This is a genomic window from Streptomyces sp. G5(2025), assembly GCF_049542075.1.
Taxonomy (GTDB): domain Bacteria; phylum Actinomycetota; class Actinomycetes; order Streptomycetales; family Streptomycetaceae; genus Streptomyces.
In genome coordinates, this window is record NZ_JBMUZT010000006.1 from 2951998 (window position 1) to 2968620 (window position 16623).

Sequence of the window (16623 nt, forward strand, 5' to 3'; positions counted from 1 at the left end):
GAGTGCGCGTGCAGCCACGGCTGAGTGTTGTCGTCCCCGTCTACAACGTCGAGCTCTACCTCGACGAGTGCCTGGAGTCCCTGGCGGCCCAGACCTTCACGGACTTCGAAGTGGTCATGGTCGACGACGGGTCGACGGACGGCAGCGCGGCGATCGCCGAGCGCTTCGCGGCGGCCGACCCCCGCTTCCGCCTCATATCCCAGGAGAACAAGGGCCTGGGCGCGGCGCGCAACACGGGCGTCCGGGAGATGTCTCCGGACAGCGAGTACCTCGCGTTCGTCGACAGTGACGACACGTTGCCCGCCACGGCGTACGCCCTGCTCATCGAGACGCTCGACGAGACCGGCTCGGACTTCGCGGCGGGCAACGTCACCCGCTTCCGCTCCGCCGGGTACGTCCAGTCGCCCGTGCACCGCGTGCCCTTCGCGGCGACCCGGCTGCGTACGCATGTGTCGAAGTTCCGCCCGCTGCTGACCGACCGCACCGCGTGGAACAAGGTCTACCGCCGCTCCTTCTGGGAGAAGCACCAGCTCGCGTACCCGGAGGCCATGCTCTACGAGGACGCCCCCGTCAGCGTCCCCGCGCACTACCTCGCGGACGCCGTGGACGTGCTGAGCGAGCCGATCTACAACTGGCGCGAGCGCGAGATCGGCGAGCGCTCCATCACGCAGAACCGCACCAACCCGCAGGGCCTGATCGACCGCGTGAGGTCGATCCGCATGGTGCGCGAGTTCCTGCTCGCACGCGTCGGCGAGGACCCGATGTACGCCGAGCACCTGCGGGTCTACGACAACAACGCACTCGCCGAGGAGATCCCGCTCTTCTGGCGGGTCCTGCCCGGCTCCGACGCCGCGTACCAGGAGGCGTTCCTTGAGCACGTGGGCCGCCTGGTCCGGGAGATCGGGCAGGACGCGGTGCGCGCGCTGCACGTGCCGCACAAGTTGAAGCTGTATCTGACCGTGCACCGGCGCCTGGACGAGCTGATCGCGCAGCTGGAGTTCGAGAAGGAGCACGGCGGCTCGATCCCGGTCACCGGGACGCTGCACCCGAAGGCCGACTACCCCTTCCTCGACCCGACCGCCCCGGTGCCGGACGCCGTGCTGCGCCTCGACCCCGAACTGCGGCTGCGCAGCCGCCTCGACGAGGCCGCCTGGCACGACGGCAAACTGTGGCTGTCCGGCTGGGCGTTCCCGCGCCAGCTCGGCGCGGAGTCGCGGAGCAAGGCCCTGAAGTCCCTGATCCTGAAGGAGAAGGGCAGCCGCCGCACGGTCCTGGTGCCCGCGCGCAGCCATGTGGACCCGGAGGCCACCGTGGCCTCGGGGGCGGAGTTCCGGCACGCCGACTGGGCGGGCTTCGGGGCGCTGCTCAACCCCTCACGGCTGCGGCACCGCGGCACGTGGGTGGACGGCCTCTGGTATGTGCGGGTCGCCGTGGCGGGTACGGGCTCGACGCCGCGGCGCGGGCCGCTGTACGGGGCGGGCACGGGCTCCGGCCAGACGCCGCCCGCGCACTGGGTCACCGAGGACGTCCGTGTGGCCCCGCAGATCCAGGACGGCGAGCTGGCCATCCGCGTGGAGACGGCGCACGCGCGCGCCCTGGAGGTCCGCGCCGAGGGCACCGGCCTCCTCGTACGCGGCATCCTGCGCACCGCCCCCGAGGGCACGGCCCGGCTGCGCATGCGCCACCGCGAGTCCGGCACGATCCGCACGGTCCCGCTGGACCTCGGGGTCCCGCGCGAGGGCCGGGTCCCGTTCACCGCCCAGGTGGACACGGCGGCCCTGACGGAGGTCCGCGAGGACCACGAACGCCTGCGGCCGACGCAGGCGGAGCGGTCGATCGGGCGGTGGGACATGTCGGTGGAGATCGTCACCGACGCCGTCTCGGGTACGGACACCGGCACCAAGGCCGAGCCCAAGTCAACCCGCCTCGCCCTCATCCTGGACGACCGCGAAGGCTTCTCCGGCGCCCAGTTCCCGCACGGCGACCGCGCGATGTACGCCCGCCGCAGCCCCGGCGGCTACCTCCAGCTCTGCGACCAGCCCGCGCAGCCACTGGTCGACCGTGTCTCCGTGGACCCCGACGGCACCGTCACCCTCACCGGCAGCTATCCGGCGCAGGGCACCTGCGACCTGGAACTGGTGCTGCGCCAGACCTGGTCGGGCCACGAGTACACGTTCCCCGCCCACGCCAAGGGCGGCCGCTTCAAGGCGCGCTTCGTCCCCGCCCCCACCCACGCCCACGCGGGCGCCACACCCCTGCGGGCCGGCTTCTGGTGGCCGTCCGTGCAGAAGCCGGACGGCTCCCGCACCGCCGTGCAGCTCGCCCCGCCCGTCCACGCGCACCTGCCCCTGGAGGTCGTGGCGCACGGCAAGCGCGTCGAGCTCCAGGTCCGGCAGTACGACCAGCTGGCGCTGATGGCCCACTCCGAGCTGCGCCCCGACGAGCGCAGCCGCTACCGCCAGACGAGGCTGCGCACCGAGGCCTATCCCGCCGCCCGCCACGAGCCGCTGCGCGAGGCCGTCCTGTACGACGTCTTCGGCGGCCGCATGTACGGCGACTCGCCGCGCGCCCTCCACGAGGAGATGGTCCGCCGCGGCCTGCCGGTCGAACACCTGTGGGTCGTCAAGGACGGCCAGTGCGAGGTCCCGCCCACCGCGAAGGCGGTCCGCGTGCACAGCCCCGAGTACTACGAGGCGATGGCCCGCTCCCGCTACATCGTCGGCAACACGCACTTCCCGCGCTGGCTGGAGCGGCGCGAGGGCCAGCAGATCGTCCAGACCTGGCACGGCACCCCGCTCAAGCGGATCGGCTTCGACTTCGACAACGACCACTTCGCGAGCACCCAGTACCTGATGGACCTGGACCGCGAGCGCCACCAGTGGACGATGCTGCTCTCCCCCAACCGGTTCAGCACACCGATCCTGCGCAGCGCCTTCCGGTTCGGCGGCGACGTGGAGGGTGAACTCCTGGAGACGGGCTACCCCCGCAACGACGTCCTGCTCGCCCCCGACCGCGCCGAGCGCGCCGCCCGCGTACGCCGCGCCCTCGGCCTGCCGGACGGCAAGAAGGTGATCCTCTACGCCCCGACCTGGCGCGAGGACAAGCAGCGCCACCGCGGCGGCTTCCTCCTCGACCTGCGCGTCGACCTGGAGAAGGCGCGCCACGAACTGGGCGATGACCACGTCCTCCTGGTCCGCCCGCACGCGCACATCGTGGAGCCGGTGCCGGGCGCCGGCGACGGCTTCGTGTGGGACGTCGCGAGCTACCCGGACATCATGGACCTGCTCCTGATCGCCGATGTCCTGGTCACCGACTACTCCTCGGTGATGTTCGACTTCGCCGTGACGGGCCGTCCGATGCTGTTCTTCACGTACGACCTGGAGCATTACCGCGACCGCCTGCGCGGCTTCTACTTCGACTTCGTCAAGCGCGCGCCGGGCCCGCTGGTCCCGACGTCCGACGAGCTGATCGCGGCGCTGCGTGACGTGGACGCGGTGAGCGAGCCGTACGGACAGGCGTACGACGACTTCCGCGCCGAGTTCTGCGACCTGGACGACGGGCAGGCCGCGCGCCGCGTCGTGGACCGGATGCTGGCCCACCGAGGGACGACCGCCGCATGAGTACGGAAGAGGGGGGCGCCGCCATGCCCGAGGAACAGCCGGACACCGCCGCCGGGCCGCCCGTGCTGAGCGTGGTCGTGTACGGCCGCAACGTCCAGGGCCACCTGGCCGCCGGCCTGGACGCCCTGGCCGCGCAGGCCTCACCCGGCGTCGAGGTGGTCGTCGCCGCGGTGGGCGCCTCCGCACAGGCCGCCGCCTCGGACCGGCCCGGCGTCACCGTCGTCCCGCTGCCCGAGGGCACCGGCGACGCGGCGGCGCGGGCGGCGGGCGCCGAGCGGGCGGCCGGCCGGTGGCTGCACTTCGTGCACAGCAAGGACACCGTGCCGACGGGCGCGCCGCGTACGGTCGCGGACCGCGTGGCGGACCTCGGGGATGGCGTGGACGTACTCGTGGCCGACCACGTCCGCTCGACGTGGCGGCACCAGGGCATGCCGAGCCCCGACAGCAAGCACCTGGCCCGGCAGGGCCGCCGTGACCTGCCGCTCGCGGACTGCCCGGACCTGCTGAGGGTGACGCCGCTGCTCGGCAACCGCGTGCTGCGGGCGGACTTCTGGCGGGAGCACGCGGAGCACCTGGCGGGGGACGACGAGACGTACGCCGCGTATGCCGCGCTGCTCCTCGCGCACCGCGTCGCGACGCTCGACCAAGTCGCCCTGAACGTAAGAGAGTTGCGTGCGGAGAGCCTGCCTGCCGGCCCGCCCCGGGGGCGCTTCGGCGTCATCGACCGCTACGAGTCCCTGCTCTCCCTGGCGGCGGACCTCGCCCTCCCTTCCGCGCCCCGGGCCGCGCTGTACGACGTGATGGTCGGCGACTGCCTGCGCGTCGTGGCCCGCGAGCAGCTGCCCGACCCCGTCCGCAAGGAGTTCTTCCACCGCGCCTCGAAGGCCGCCGTCGCGTGGCGCCCCGAGGGGTACCAGCGGCCGGGCGGCCTGGAGGGCGTGCGGCGCCGCATCCTCGAAGAGGACGCGTACACGAAGTACCGCACGTTCCAGACCGCCAACCAGCAGCGGCGCAAGCTGAAGTCGGCGGTGGCCTCGCGCAAGCACAAGGTGGGCGTGAAGGTGCGCGACCTGCGCTACCGCAGGGACCTGGAACGCCCCGTCGACCCGAACCTCGCCGTCTTCACGGCCTATTGGGACCGGGGTGTGGCCTGCAACCCGGCCGCCATCGCCGCGAAGCTCGCCGAACTCGCCCCGCACATCCACCCGGTGTGGGTCGTCACGGCGGCGAACGTCCCGCTGCTGCCGCCCGGCACCGACCACATCGTGCCCGGCACGCGCCGCTACTGGGAGGTGATGGCCCGCGCGAAGTACCTGGTCAACAACGTCAACTTCCCCAACGCCATCGTCAAGCGCCCGGACGCGATCCACGTCCAGACGCACCACGGCACGCCGCTCAAGCGCATGGGCCTGGACCAGCTCGACTACCCGGCGGCGTCCAAGGGCCTGAACTTCCACAGCCTGCTGGCCCGCGTCGACAAGTGGACGTACAGCGTCTCGGCGAACAGCCACTCCACACAGATGTGGGAACGCGCGTACCCATCGCGTTACGAGTCCCTCGACTACGGCTATCCGCGCAACGACGTCTTCTACAGCGCGACGGCCGCCGACATCCGCGCGATCCGCGACCGGCTCGGCATCGCCCCGGGCAAGCGGGCCATCCTCTACGCGCCCACCCACCGCGACTACGAGGCGGCCTGGACCCCGCGCCTGGACCTGGCGACGCTCGCCGAACGCCTCGGCGAGGACACGGTCCTGCTCGTGCGCGGCCACTACTTCTACGGCGGCGCGACCTCGCCGCTGGCGGGCCTGCGCAAGAGCGGCAGGATCATCGACGTCTCCTCGTACGACCCGGTGGAGGACCTCTCCCTCGCGGCGGACGCCCTGATCACGGACTACTCGTCGATCATGTTCGACTACGCCAACCTGGACCGCCCGATCGTGATCTACGCCGACGACTGGGAGACGTACGCGAAGACGCGCGGCGTCTACTTCGACCTGATGACCCAGGCGCCGGGCCGCGTCGCGCGCACGCAGGAGGAGCTGACGGAGATCCTCACTTCCGACGCGTGGCGCGACGAGGAGGCGGCCAAGGCGCGCGAGGTGTTCCGCGAGCGCTTCTGCGAGTACGACGACGGGCGCGCCGCCGAGCGGGTCGTGCGCCGCGTCTTCCTCGGCGAGAGCCAGGAGTCCCTGCCGCCCGTGACCCCGGTGGACGAGCGCACGCCGGCCCGACGCCCGAGGAGGCGACGACCCGATGACGATGACGCAGACACCCGATGTCACCGTGACGGTGATCGTCTACAACGACGCGGAACGGCTGCCGCGCGCGGTGGCGTCCCTGCGACGCCAGACGCACACGAACATCGAGATCGTCATCAGCGACGACCACTCGACGGACGACACCCCTGACGTCGCCCGGCGGTTGGCGGCGCAGGACGACCGCATCACGTACCTGCGCCTGCCGGAGAACAGCGGCGGGTGCAGCGCGCCGCGCAACCGCGCGCTGGAGATCGCGCGCGCCCCGTACCTGATGTTCCTGGACAGTGACGACGAACTCCCGGAGCGGGCGGTGGAGTTGCTGCTGGCGGCCCACCGCGAACGCGAGGTGGATTTCGCGATGGGAGCGGTGGAGCGGGTCCGGGTGGACACGGGCCGCACGTCGACGTGGATGCCGCACCTGGTGGCGGAACGCCGCACGGTGGAGGGAATCGAGGCGGAACCGGCTCTGCTTTTCGAGCACTTGTCCACGAGCAAGATGTACCGCCGGGAGTTCCTGGACCGCAACGACCTGCGCTTCCCGGAGGGCATCCACTACGAGGACCAGCTCTTCTCGGCGCAGGCGTACTGCCTGGCGAGGTCCTTCACGGTGATCCCGGACCCGGTCTACCGCTGGTACATAGCGCCGTACGAGGCGGCGGAGTCGGCGTCGATCTCGAACCAGCGCCACAAGCTGACGAACGTACGGGACCGGATCCACGTCCAGCGCCTGATAGACGACTTCCTGAAGGCGAGCGGCCACGAAGCGCTCAAGGAATCAAAGGACTACAAATTCCTGAAGCACGACTTCCGGATGTACGCGGGTGACCTGCCGTTCCGTGACGAGGAGTGGCTGACGGGCTTCGCGGACCTCGTGAACCCGTACCTGGCGGACCTGTCCCCCGGCGCGTACGCCCGCCTGCCCCGCGCCGAGCGGGTCGTCCTCCAACTGATCCGCGACAACCGCCTGACGGACGCGCGACTGGCGGCGCGGGGTCTGGGCCACGGGGTGGCGCCGCGGGAGACGTCGATGGACGCGGAGGGCCGGGTGTACTGGGGCGCGTACGTCCCCGAGTCGGAGGAGTCCCGCACCGAACTGGACCTGACCGACCAGGGCCTGGACTCGCGCCCCTTCCCGAGCGCGCAGTTCCGCCACGAGATCACGAGGGTGGAGCGGGGCGCCGGCGCGACGGTGGACTTGGTGATCCGTACGTACGATCCGGGCCTGCGCCTGCCGGTGGGCCCGCAGGTGGCCACGCTGCTCCTGGCCCCGGGCCGGCGCCGCATGAAGACCCCGTTCCGCCTGACCCCGGTCCGCCCTGGCGTCTTCGAAGGCAAGGCCCACCTGGACCTGACGCAGGCCCCCCTCCCCCTCAATGGCTTCGAGGGCACCCGCCACCCGGTCCTGCAACTGACCTCGGGCCCCCTGCGCAACACGTCACTCCTCCTGGCCCCGCTGACGTTCCCGACCCTGCGGGCCCGCATCGACTACCGGGGCGGCGCGACCCCGCACGAGGTGACGGTGGAACCGGAGGGCCGCGCCTCGGGCCGCCTCCAGCTCCGCTGGACCCCGGTGGGCGTGACGGCGAAGGTCATCCGCCCGCTGGCGCGCAGGGCGGGGGCGAAGGCGGGGGCACGGATGAGGAGGGCGGCGCGGCTGGTGGCCAGCGTGGCGCGGTGAGGCCCTGGGGGGAGGCCCCCGGCAGTCCGCGCGGCCGCCGCCACGCCACAGACTGACGCCCTTCCCCCACCCACCGCCCCACCCAGTCGGCGCCGAGTGACGCGGGCCGCCACGCGTCGCGCTGCCCTACTCCGTCCCCGCGGGCACCTGCGGCTGCCCGTCGCCGCTGTCCAACACCTCGACGCGGACGAACGCAACGTCGAGAACGAGACGCAGACAGAGCTCCCGCCCAGCAGGAGCGCCGTGCAGTACGGCATTCGTGGCGAGTTCGGAGACGCAGAGCCGGATGTCGTCCAGCCGATCGGCAACTCCCCACTCCGTCAGTACCTCTACGGCAAGGCCGGCGGCGCACACAGACCTGCGAGCGGGCCAAGGCGAGCACCCGGCGGGATTTGCTTACCGTGTAGACGAGCAAGGTCGCCGCCATCGGCCAGCAGGAGGACGCCGTGAGGGACAGCACGTGGGTCAGTACCTCGATGCCGTACGTGACGCCCCGGGAGAAGGGACAGCCCGAAGCCTGGGACGAAGAGGCCGCCGCGCGGGGCGGCAAGGGTAGTCAGCGCATCACGCATGCCGGTGAGGTACCCGCGCCGGAAGAAGTCGCCGCCCTGCTCGACGTAACCGCCGGAGAACCACTCGTCGTACGCCGCAGGGTCATCGAACTCGACGCCGTCCCCATCGAGTTGACGGACACCTACTACCCCGTGGAGATTGCTCGCGGCACCCGCCTCGCCGGGACGGGCAAGATCCGCGGTGGAGCCGTCACGCTCCTCGCCGAACTCGGCCACGTCGGCGTACGCGTCCGTGAGGACGTCACCGCCCGCATGCCCACGGCGCAGGAGCGCGAAGCCCTCCGCCTGGGCGGGGACGAACCGGTCCTGCGACTGAACAGGCTCACCCTCGACGGCGCCGACCGGCCGATCCAGGCCGACCTGATGGTCATGCCCGCCCACCGCCAGCGGCTCCGCTACGAGATCGAGCTCAGCGGCATCGGTGCCGGCCTCAAGCTTGAAGGCCCTTGACCATGACCGCGAACACCGGTGAGTCGGCGAACGGTTGCTGCTCGCCGACCCCGGTGTACCCCCACGACTCGTAGAGGGCCTGTACCTTGGGGTGGGTCACGTCGACCAGGAGCACGGCGAGGTCTTCCGTGCGCTCCTTCAACAGTGCTTCGTGCAGGCGCTCGGAGATGCCGCGCTTGCGCCAGCGCGGGCGCACCATCACCTCGGACACGGCGTAGGTGGAAGAGCAGCCGTCCTTCGGCTGGTATCCGGTGGAGCGCCACCATTCGCGGCCGGGGGCGAGCGGGGCGCCGTAGGCGAAACCGGTCGGTTCGTCCTCGTCGTACGCCACGACGCAGGTGAAACCCTCCTTGCCCGACCAATGGTCGACGAACCAAGGGAAGCGCTGGTTGAACGGGTCGTCCATGGCGTCGGCATAGGCGTCGGCGTGTACGTCGATGAGCAGTTCCCGGAAGCCGTCGGGGAGGCTTCCGTGCTCGAAGTGCCTCAGGTTGATCACACTCAGCTCCATTCGGTTCGCATACGGTCCGCCCAGTCGCGTGCGTAGGCGGTGGACGGGGCCAGGGTGAAAAGGTCCCGGTGAAAGTCGCCGATGAGGACGCGCACGCGGCCTGGAAGTGGATCGCCGTCCATGATCGTGAAGACGTCGCCGGCCGTGGCCGTGGCCTGTTCGGTGTCTCCCTGGCGCAGTTGCGCGAGGGCGAGTTGAGCAGTCGCGAGGGAGCGGTTTCGGCGGAAGGCGGGTGGGATCCTGGCCAGCGCGCGGTGCGCCATGGCTTCGGCGTGGGCGTGGCGTCCGCTGCGGTTGTTGACGATGGCGCCGAGATGGTCGAGTTCGGCTTGGCTGTAGAAGGCCGTCCACTGTGGGCGGTCGCGCTCGGGGGCCTTCGCGAGAGCGTCCTGGGCCGACCCCAGTGAGCGAAGGGCGCCGCGGCTGTCGCCGAGCGCCGCGTACGCCAGAGCGGCGCGGATGCGTCCCAGTGAATCGAAGAACGGGTCCCGGCGGGCCGCTTGGGAAGCTTGTGCGGCCTGGGCCGCCGCGAGGGCTTCGTGCCAGTGACGACGTTGCGCGGCGAGACTCGCCATGCTGATCCACACACTCACTTCTGTGGGGCCGTCCTGGGAAAGCCCGGCGTACGTAGCGGCTTCGTTCAAATGTCTCTTCGCCTGGGCGAGGTTGCGGGCGTCGATGCAGGACCATGCGGCCGCATCCGTGTAGTCGGCGGCCAGCGCGTACAGGGCCCGGCGGACGCGTTCTCCGGCGTTTCGCTGCTGCAGTTCCAGCACGCTGTCGCGGCCCCTGAGGGCGGTGTTCTCCAGATCCGTGTGTCCGCCCTGCCGCTGGTCGGTCGTGACGAGTGCGTGCAGCCCGGCGGCGACCCGGGCTACGTCCGACATGCCGACCGCCCGGCGCTGGGCCACCATCGGAACTGCGGCGGCTGCGGTCCCGGTGGCCGAGGTGATGAAGGTGCGGCGCCGCACAGGGTCCTCCTGCGGGTGGTGCATGGTGCGTGGTGCGCTGAACCCTAAGTGCGCGACAGGGCATTCGAACACCCGCTCCAGGGCCGCGCATGTACGTCCGATGGGACGGCGGGAAGTCCCGTTCAGCAGGTTGCGGATCGTGCGGGCGGAGACGTCACCGGGCCTCCCGGTGATCTCTGCCAGCGCAGCGTTCATCCGGCCGGCCAATTCTTCCTGTGTGAGCCCGAGTTCCTCCATCCGGCTCTCGAGGATGACGTTCACTCCCATGTCACCGACGGTAGACGTGCGGACATGACCGAACCAGGCCACATGTAACGGGTGCGCAAAGTCTTCCGGTCCGAGGCGGTCGATGAGAGCCGACCCTTTCCTGTTCCCCGATGGCCGCCGGTCGTTGACTTGGTATCAGCTCGTCGAGGTTCCATCGCCCTTCCCTCGGCGGCATGAAGGAGAGCCCGTCACGACGCCACCGTGGCGCGGAGCGGGCGTTCACCCCGGAGGGGATGTTCCTGTGGCCATGAGCGCGGCCAGTCCTACTGCGACCGGCAACCCCGGCTACACCGAGACGATGCCGTGCAAGCCGGCGTCCGCTCGCCGGGCGCGTCTGTTCGTCTCCACCGCCCTGCACGCCTGGGGGATAGGCGAACTGACCGAGGTTGGAGTGCTGGTGGTCGCCGAGCTCATCAACAACGCCATCGACCACACTCGATGTCGAGTGGTCCGCGTCCAGGTCACCCGGCCCGCGGATGGCGTGGTGCGTATCGGCGTGGCCGACAAGTGCAAGGACGCTCCCGAGACGGGAGACCCCGACGACGACTCCGAGGAGGGGCGTGGTCTGTTCCTCGTCGAGGCCCTGAGCCGCAGATGGGGCTACGACCGGAAGCGCTGGGGCAAGGTCGTGTGGGCAGAGCTGGAAGCGCCAGCCAAGCACTGAGCCCCAAAGCCTCGGACGCCCTGGTGTGTGAGCAAACAAGGCAATCGCAGGACAGACGACCCACTGTGAAAGGAAGACCATGTTCAGTCACATGGATCGGTTCCCCACCGGCAGTCCGCTGCCGCAGGGGCACCTGACCGCTGCCCCCTGGGGCCTGCGTCGCATGGCTCCGTACCCGTCCGCCGAGGCCCCCGACTACGCGCGGGTGGAGTTGAACCCGGTAACGCAGACCGCCGGGTACTTCGACGCGTCCGGAGCGCCGGCCATGGCGCCGGGGCACGGCACGTCCTCCGGCACGAACCCCGCGACCGGCACCACGGGGCAGGGCGACCGCAACAGCGACTCCCCGGACAGCGACACGGGGAATGACACCGACCAATGACGACGATCGACGATCGTCCGGTCCTGGTCGTCACCAACCTTGACGACCCGACTGCGGACCTCGTGATCGTCGAGCTGCACGACCGGGGTGTCCCGGTCGTGCGGTTCGACGCAGGTGACTTCCCCGCCACCCTGTCGTGTTCGGCCTTTATCGGCGACACCGACGGCTGGCGGGGAAGCGTGCGGACTCCGAGCCGACGGGCCGAGCTGGGCTCCGTGCGGTCCATGTACTACCGACGCCCCTCCGGCTTTGCCTTCCCCCACCTCGACAAGCAGGACGAGCGCTTTGCCGTGGCCCAGGCCCGCTACGGGCTGGGCGGCATCCTGACCTCCCTGCCCGACTGTCTGTACGTCAACCACCCCCATCGCATCGGCGACGCCGAGTACAAGCCGGCCGGACTCGCCGCAGCGGCGGCGGCCGGCTTCGTATTGCCGCCTACGCTGATCACCAACGTTCCCGGCGATGCGCAAGCGTTCATCAAGAAGTACGGACCGGTCATCTTCAAACCGATTTCGGTTCCGCTCTATCTGGTCGGCGGCAAGGCGCAGACCGTCCCCGTGACCGAAGTGACCGCCGATGAGATCGACGACTCCGTGACCGGCACCGTGCATCTCTTCCAGAAGCGCGTGGACAAGGTCGCCGACGTTCGGGTCACAGTGATCGCCGAGCAGACCTTTCCGGTACGGATCGACTCCGGTCTCCTCGACTGGCGTACGGACTACGGCACTCACACCTACACGCCCCTCGTCGCACCGCCAGGAGTGGAGAGGTCGATGCGCGCCTACCTGAGGCACTTCGGGCTCGTCTTCGGGGCGTTCGACTTCGCCCTCACCGACTCTGGCGAGTGGGTCTTCATCGAGTGCAATCCTTCGGGCCAGTGGGCCTGGATGGAGCCGCCGACAGGTCTGCCCATGACCGCCGCACTCGCCGATCTCTTGGAAGGAGGACTTCGTGACCAGTGAGCCCGACATCGGGGAAGCGGCAGCGGACCTGCGGCGGCGGCTCGCCCACCGCTTGGAGAAGGACGGCCGACTGCGATCGCCGAAGTGGCGGGCCGCCGTGGCCGCCGTACCTCGCCACCTGTTCATCCCGCGCTTCTACCGGGAGAGTGACGCTCCGGGCGTCACCACGTGGGAGCCGGTCACGCCGGAGACCGTCGGTCAAGAGGAGTGGCTGCGGCTCGTCTACGGCGACGAGACGTGGATGACCCAGTTCGACGGCCGGGACATCGACTGGGCTGATCCGAAACCGATCAGCAACGCGGCCCCTACATCGTCGTCGACGTCGCCCGGCCTCGTGGTGCGGATGCTCGAAGACCTCGACGTGCGTGAGGACATGCACGTGCTGGAGATCGGGACGGGCACCGGCTACTCGACGGCACTGCTGTGTCACCGGCTCGGCAACGAGGCCGTGACCTCGATCGAGACGGATGAGAACGTGGCGCGCCGGGCTCGCGAAGCCCTCACCATGTCTGGCTTCACGCCCCGGCTCCTGGTGGGGGACGGCCGGGCCGGCCACCTCGACGGAGCCCCGTACGACCGGCTGATCGCCACATGCGGCTTCCGCAACATCCCTCCCGCCTGGCTGGAACAGGTCGTGCCTGGTGGCATCATCCTCACCACCCTGCGCGGCTGGATGCGCTCCCTCGGCCTGGTCAAGCTCATCGTCACCGAGGACGGCGCGAACGGCTGGTTCAGCGAGGACGACCCGAGCTTCATGATTGCCCGTCAGCAGGAAGCTCCCGAGAGCCTTGGCATGGTCCCGGGGCCCGACGACGGAACGAAGCGGGAAGCCCTCTACGGGCCGGATGTTCTCACCAGCACCGGGGCGGCGTTCATGGCACAACTCGCGGTGCCGGACGCCCGCTTCTTCACCCTGCCCGTCGACGGCGGTCCGGTCAGCACCTTCGTGCTGGACAGCGTCACTGATTCCTTCGCCGTCCTTGCGGCGACGGCCAGCGGCTGGCAGGTCCGTCAAGGCGGCCCGCGTCGGCTCTGGGAAGCCGTCGAGTCGGCGGTGGCCACCTGGGAGGAGTACGGCTCACCGAACACCGCCGCATTCGGCCTGTCGGTCACCCGATCCGAACAGGTCGTCTGGCTCGGGAACCCGAACGGCCCGCGCTGGCCGCTACCCTCCTGACATCGCTCCCACCGATCCGGCCGAGGCCGGCGAACCGCCGTTCTGACTCCGCACCTCGTACAGCACCTGCCCCTTCGGCCCCACCCCCACCTCCCGCAACGCGGGATCACCGCCGCGCAACCCCCCGTCCCCCGGATACGCCACGACCCACCGCACCCCATACCGACGCAGGACAGCCACCCGCTCCGCCCGCGCCGTGCCGGGCGCGAAGTACTCCCGCACCGCCTCCCCCCGCTCCCCCTCATCCGGCAAGAAGAAGTCCGGATAGCCGGGGGCGACCGTGTACGGCCCGTACGCCGGGATCTGGCGGGACGGGAACGTCTTCGCCATGACCACGTCTCCGTACCGCACCCGCGACGACGCCAGCCAGTCGTAACCCGCCCACGGTGGCCGGTACTTCGCGGCCACCGGCCCCGGCAGAACCCCGCGCGGCACCACATACCCCAGCGTTCCCGCCTGCGTCCACGCGCCCAGCAGCAGCGCCGCGGCCAGCAGAGCGGCGAAGGCCCTGCGTACGGCGCCCGTCTCGAAGACCTCCAGGGCCGCCGCCACCTGCGCCGGGATCAGGGCGGCGGGCAGCACCCTGCCCCACGAGTAGTGGCCGGTCAGGCCGCCCGCCGCGAACATGGCCGCGCCGAGCGCGAAGAAGATCACCAGGGGGTCGCGGCGGTCCCTGCGCCACCGCACCGCCAGCGCCGCCACCCCCAGCAGCGCAAGGCCGAAGTGCGGCAGCAGGTTCCGGTACAGGGAGCGGTGGATCTCCTCCAGGCCGCCCACCCCGAGCAGGTCGAAGAAGGAGTAGTACGGCCAGGCCACCAACACCGCGAGCCCGAGGGCCAGGCCACCGGCCACCCGCAGCAGCACCGCCCGCCCCGGCCACGGCCGCGCCCCGAGCACCATCGCCAGCGCCCCGACCGACGCGACCACCCCAGTGAACTGGTGACTCAGCAGCGTCACCGCCCACAACACACCCAGCCCCGCGAACACCCGCCACCCCGCGGCCGACCGCAACGCCTTCCGCAGCAGCGCCCAGAAGTGGAAGGAGACCCCGAGCGCGAACGTACTCGGGTACGAAACCGTCAGCGCCAGGGAGTTCAGCCCCAGGAAACCGCTCCAGTTGAACAGCGCCGGGCCCCAGAGCAGCAGCAGGCACAGCAGCGCCAGCGGCGTCACCCCGCGGCGCGCACTGAACGAACGTACGAAGTAGCCGACGCCCGTCACCAGCAGCGCCAGCCCCGCCAGCGCGGCCACCCGCAGCACCAGGAACGTGCCGAGCCCGGTCGCCTTCGCCAGGCAGCCGAGCAGCAGGGTCCAGGGCGAGTAGTAGGGGCTCGGGGTGTCGGCGTCGACCAGGGGGTTGCCGGGGTGCAGTGGGTCGTTGCGCAGGCGTTCGATCGTCGCCGCGTGGATGCCGAGGTCACCCGCCCACGGCAGGCGGACGATCACGAGGAGGAGCAGGACGAGCAGGACGAGCAGGAGCGGAACGGCGGCGTGCGGTACCAGAGCGCGCGGGGCCCGTATGCCCCCCTTAGTGGCGACGCGCATCGTGCTGGAAGACCCACGTCCGGTAGACCAGGAAGCGGAACGCCGAGGCCAGAACGATCGACAGCGCCTTGGCGATGTTCGAGCCGATCGGTCCGCTCATGTCCGCGCCGTGGTACGCCGCGTAGAACAGGACGCTCTCCATCGCGACGCCGATCCCGCTGAAGACGAAGAAGAGGGCGATCTGCCGCTTGGTGCGCGAGGCGCGGTCGCGGTACGCGAAGAAGCGGAAGCCCAGGTAGTTGGTGCCCATGGCCACGCAGCTGGCCAGAACCGTCGCGGTCATCGGGGGCGAACCGAAGCCGTGCAGAAGGAGGTTGAAGACGAGGAGGTTGACGGCGACCCCGCTGCCGCCGACCAGGCCGAACTTCACGAGCTCCAGGGCCAGCCTGCGCAGCCGCGTGAGGGGCGAGGCGGGCGCGGCGGGCGGCGCCTGCGGGACGGGCGGGGCGGCGGGCGGCGCCTCGTGCAGCGTGGGCGCCGTCATCCGCGCGCCCCGGAGCCGCGCGCGGACGCTCTCGCGTCGAGCCGCAGCTTCCACGGCATGACGATCGACTCCAGCTGCACCATCAGGTTCATCTTGGACTCGCCGACCGTGCGGTCCTCGAAGTGGATCGGCACCTCCATGACACCGAAGCCGCGGCGCAGCGCGCGGTACTTCATCTCGACCTGGAAGCTGTAGCCCGCGCTGTCCACGGAGGCCAGGTCGATGGCGCGCAGGGCGTCCGCGCGCCAGAGGTTGAAGCCGCCGGTGATGTCGCGGACGCGGGTGCCGAGGATGGTGCCCGCGTAGGCGTTGGCCCAGCGGGAGAGCAGCTTGCGGTGGGCGCCCCAGGCGTCGGAGAGCGTGCCGCCCTGGACGTATCGGCTGCCCATGACGACGCCCGCGTCGGTGGCGAGGGCGACGCCGAGCAGCTCGGCGACCTTGGCCACGGGGTGGCTGCCGTCCGCGTCCATCTGGAGGACGTAGTGCGCGCCCTCGGCGACCGCCCGCGCCATGCCGGCCGCGTAGGCCCGGCCGAGGCCGTCCTTCTCGGTGCGGTGCAGGACGGTCATACGGGCGCTGCCGTACCGCTCGGCGAAGCGCTCGGCGATCTCACCGGTGCCGTCCGGGCTGGAGTCGTCGACGACGAGGAGGCGCAGGCCGGCCAGCGGGAGCGCCATCAGGGCCTCGGCCATGCCGGGCAGGTTCCCCGCCTCGTTGTACGTCGGCATGACGACGGTCAACGGAGTGGCGGCCCAGGCTTCGGGCAGCCGTGCGGCGAGGTCCTGGGAGAGGTTCTCGGGGGTGTTCACGGTCATGGCTGGAGCCCTTCGGTGGTCCGCGGTCGATGGGTGGTCCGGTTACCTGCGCTGTGGACTTCGCTGGGGATCTCGTACCTCCGTCAGACAATCTCACCCACCTTAGACCAAATGCCCGAATTGGACGGGTATGGCGAATCTCATCACCCATTCCGCGCCACGGAGGCAACCAATCAGGCCAGGAAGAACTCGGCCCGGGGTGGCCCATACCTCCACCGGAACCGATCTGCGACACGAGCACCGCCATCGAAGACGCCGGAAAGC

Annotated in this window: 14 protein-coding genes; 8 read left to right on the forward strand and 6 right to left on the reverse strand. The window is 70.7% G+C overall.

Annotated elements, in window-relative coordinates:
* Positions 1–8 precede the first annotated feature (8 nt).
* Genes ACOBQB_RS24160 through ACOBQB_RS24170 form a run of 3 tightly spaced genes read left to right on the forward strand, consistent with a single transcriptional unit; the run spans position 9 to position 7559 of the window.
* A complete protein-coding gene (locus ACOBQB_RS24160) occupies positions 9–3620 on the forward strand; it encodes a CDP-glycerol glycerophosphotransferase family protein (protein WP_423594217.1) in 3612 nt (1203 codons plus the stop codon).
* Complete coding sequence (locus ACOBQB_RS24165) at positions 3617–6031, forward strand: CDP-glycerol glycerophosphotransferase family protein (RefSeq protein WP_423594218.1); 2415 nt, start codon at positions 3617–3619, stop codon at positions 6029–6031. Before ACOBQB_RS24160 ends, ACOBQB_RS24165 begins: the two co-directional genes overlap by 4 nt.
* Positions 5952–7559, forward strand: coding sequence for a glycosyltransferase family 2 protein (locus ACOBQB_RS24170; protein WP_423598718.1), 1608 nt, complete (start codon positions 5952–5954; stop codon positions 7557–7559). Before ACOBQB_RS24165 ends, ACOBQB_RS24170 begins: the two co-directional genes overlap by 80 nt.
* A gap of 126 nt (positions 7560–7685) precedes the next feature.
* On the opposite strand, the gene ACOBQB_RS24175 is transcribed toward ACOBQB_RS24170, so the two are convergent.
* Positions 7686–7913 carry an ATP-binding protein gene (locus tag ACOBQB_RS24175; RefSeq protein WP_423594219.1) on the reverse strand — a complete coding sequence of 76 codons (228 nt, stop codon included), beginning with the start codon at positions 7911–7913 and terminating at the stop codon, positions 7686–7688.
* A 92-nt stretch (positions 7914–8005) separates the two neighbouring features.
* Between ACOBQB_RS24175 and ACOBQB_RS24180 the strand changes: the two genes are divergently transcribed.
* The gene (locus ACOBQB_RS24180) at positions 8006–8581 is read left to right on the forward strand and encodes a GntR family transcriptional regulator (protein ID WP_423594220.1); all 576 of its coding nucleotides are present in this window, start codon (positions 8006–8008) and stop codon (positions 8579–8581) included.
* On the opposite strand, the gene ACOBQB_RS24185 is transcribed toward ACOBQB_RS24180, so the two are convergent.
* Both ACOBQB_RS24185 and ACOBQB_RS24190 read right to left on the reverse strand, forming a co-directional pair.
* The gene (locus ACOBQB_RS24185) at positions 8562–9092 is read right to left on the reverse strand and encodes a GNAT family N-acetyltransferase (protein ID WP_423594221.1); all 531 of its coding nucleotides are present in this window, start codon (positions 9090–9092) and stop codon (positions 8562–8564) included. The two genes, ACOBQB_RS24180 and ACOBQB_RS24185, sit on opposite strands and share 20 nt — an antisense overlap.
* The gene (locus ACOBQB_RS24190) at positions 9083–10330 is read right to left on the reverse strand and encodes a helix-turn-helix domain-containing protein (RefSeq protein ID WP_423594222.1); all 1248 of its coding nucleotides are present in this window, start codon (positions 10328–10330) and stop codon (positions 9083–9085) included. Before ACOBQB_RS24190 ends, ACOBQB_RS24185 begins: the two co-directional genes overlap by 10 nt.
* A gap of 247 nt (positions 10331–10577) precedes the next feature.
* Between ACOBQB_RS24190 and ACOBQB_RS24195 the strand changes: the two genes are divergently transcribed.
* The 4 genes from ACOBQB_RS24195 (at position 10578) to tgmC (ending at position 13515) form a co-directional block, all read left to right on the forward strand.
* Positions 10578–10994, forward strand: a complete 417-nt coding sequence (locus tag ACOBQB_RS24195; RefSeq protein ID WP_423594223.1) for an ATP-binding protein — start codon at positions 10578–10580, stop codon at positions 10992–10994.
* 79 nt (positions 10995–11073) lie between these two features.
* A complete protein-coding gene (tgmA, locus tag ACOBQB_RS24200) occupies positions 11074–11376 on the forward strand; it encodes a putative ATP-grasp-modified RiPP (protein WP_423594224.1) in 303 nt (100 codons plus the stop codon).
* On the forward strand, positions 11373–12338 hold the full coding sequence (gene tgmB / locus ACOBQB_RS24205) for an ATP-grasp ribosomal peptide maturase (RefSeq protein WP_423594225.1): 966 nt from the start codon (positions 11373–11375) through the stop codon (positions 12336–12338). The genes tgmA and tgmB overlap by 4 nt, the downstream gene beginning before the upstream one ends.
* Entirely contained in the window at positions 12328–13515 is a 1188-nt protein-coding gene (gene tgmC, locus ACOBQB_RS24210) for an ATP-grasp peptide maturase system methyltransferase (protein ID WP_423594226.1), read from the forward strand. Before tgmB ends, tgmC begins: the two co-directional genes overlap by 11 nt.
* Here tgmC and ACOBQB_RS24215 read toward each other — a convergent pair.
* The 3 genes from ACOBQB_RS24215 to ACOBQB_RS24225 are packed head-to-tail and all read right to left on the reverse strand — an operon-like array spanning position 13504 to position 16359.
* On the reverse strand, positions 13504–15060 hold the full coding sequence (locus tag ACOBQB_RS24215; protein WP_423594227.1) for a hypothetical protein: 1557 nt from the start codon (positions 15058–15060) through the stop codon (positions 13504–13506). The two genes, tgmC and ACOBQB_RS24215, sit on opposite strands and share 12 nt — an antisense overlap.
* A complete protein-coding gene (locus ACOBQB_RS24220; protein WP_423594228.1) occupies positions 15044–15544 on the reverse strand; it encodes a GtrA family protein in 501 nt (166 codons plus the stop codon). Before ACOBQB_RS24220 ends, ACOBQB_RS24215 begins: the two co-directional genes overlap by 17 nt.
* Positions 15541–16359: a polyprenol monophosphomannose synthase gene (locus tag ACOBQB_RS24225; protein ID WP_423594229.1), complete on the reverse strand. Its 819-nt coding sequence runs from the start codon at positions 16357–16359 to the stop codon at positions 15541–15543. Before ACOBQB_RS24225 ends, ACOBQB_RS24220 begins: the two co-directional genes overlap by 4 nt.
* Positions 16360–16623 lie beyond the last annotated feature (264 nt).